Genomic DNA, 1428 nt, shown 5'->3' on the forward strand with positions numbered 1-1428 from the left:
TCCACGGAGAGGTACCGAAGTGGCCATAACGGCGCCGACTCGAAATCGGATGGGGGTTAATAGCCCCACGTGGGTTCGAATCCCACCCTCTCCGCCACTTTTTATATGGTTTCAAATGTTCCAGCATTGGAGCACCGATTGCTGTCTGTGCCAAAAATCCGAATGCATTATTCAGCCTTAAAAAATCTTTCTCCTGCGTATTTTACGCTGGTGATGGGTACGGGCGTTATTTCCATTTCGGCAGAACTGTTGCACTTAAAGTTCCTCGCGAGTGTTTTGCTCGGGCTTAATATCGCCTTCTACAGCATTTTATGGATCATGAATATTGGCCGTGTTTTACGCTACCCTTCGGAGATGTTTGCCGATTTTTTTAATGTGCAAAAAGGCTCTGGTTTCCTGACGATGGTGGCTGGAAGCTGCGTACTTGGCAGTCAATTTGTTATCCTTGAAAATCAAACTATTACTGCAGGTTTATTATTGGGATTGGCCGTAATTCTTTACTTGACGCTGAATTACGGCTTACTCACTAGATTCATGATTCAGAAGCACAAACCTGGACTGATAAATGGTATTTCTGGCGGCTGGCTCTTGCACATCATCGCCCCACAATCCATTGCCATTTTGATTTTACTGCTGGATATCCACTGGTCTTTCATGCTCAGGGCAGAATTTGACTTTATCGCACTCAGTCTCTGGCTATTGGGGGGAATGTTATATATCTGGGTTATGGTGCTGATATTTTATCGAATGATATTTTTGGATTTTTTACCCGAACATCTTCATTCTTCCTATTGGAGCAATATGGGCGCCATGGCTATATCCACCTTGGCAGGATCGTTGCTGGTGGTTAATGGGGAGTCAGCGCCCTTTCTTCACCCATTTTTGCCTTTTATAAAGGGATTCACCCTGTTTTACTGGGCAGGTGGGAGCTGGTGGATTCCGTTGCTGATCATTCTGGGGTTCTGGCGCTATGTCCTGAGAAAGTTTCCCCTCCGTTATGATGATTCCTACTGGGCCATGGTATTTCCGTTGGGAATGTACAGTCTTGCAACGCTCCACATGGCCCATAGCCTAGACCTGCATTTTTTGTTTCCGCTGGCCCATGCTTCTTTTTTCCTGGCGCTGACTGCTTGGTGTCTCACCTTTTTGGGAATGCTTTATGGCTTCCTGCGCATCAGTCACCAAAAAATATTCCACCATAATGGTGATTGAGCGGTTTTAACCCTGACGATTTTGAGTGGTCAATATTGATCGCAGATCGGGGTTCTGATACCTTCGCGACTTGCGAGTGCAAAAGTGGTGTTGCACTTTTCGTCTGTTCTCGTCCTTGTGTGGACAATTTCAGGTTTTCTATGGCGACAACAATCGGTCCCCTCGCAGTGGTAGCTGGTGAACCCCGTCAGGCCCGGAAGGGAGCAGCGGCAGCCG

The 1428-nt window shown here is 47.0% G+C and carries 1 protein-coding gene, 1 tRNA gene and 1 other RNA gene; all 3 read left to right on the forward strand.

Annotated elements, in window-relative coordinates; all coding sequences use genetic code 11:
* Positions 1 to 5: 5 nt before the first annotated feature.
* Positions 6 to 97: transfer RNA gene (locus AC2VLY_RS16515), tRNA-Ser, on the forward strand.
* A 50-nt stretch (positions 98 to 147) separates the two neighbouring features.
* On the forward strand, positions 148 to 1212 hold the full coding sequence (locus AC2VLY_RS16520; RefSeq protein WP_300252672.1) for a tellurite resistance/C4-dicarboxylate transporter family protein: 1065 nt from the start codon (positions 148 to 150) through the stop codon (positions 1210 to 1212).
* 151 nt (positions 1213 to 1363) lie between these two features.
* An RNA gene (gene ffs, locus AC2VLY_RS16525) (signal recognition particle sRNA small type) lies at positions 1364 to 1428 on the forward strand; the annotation flags it as partial.

It is taken from the genome of Acidithiobacillus sp. TH-A36 (assembly GCF_057473445.1).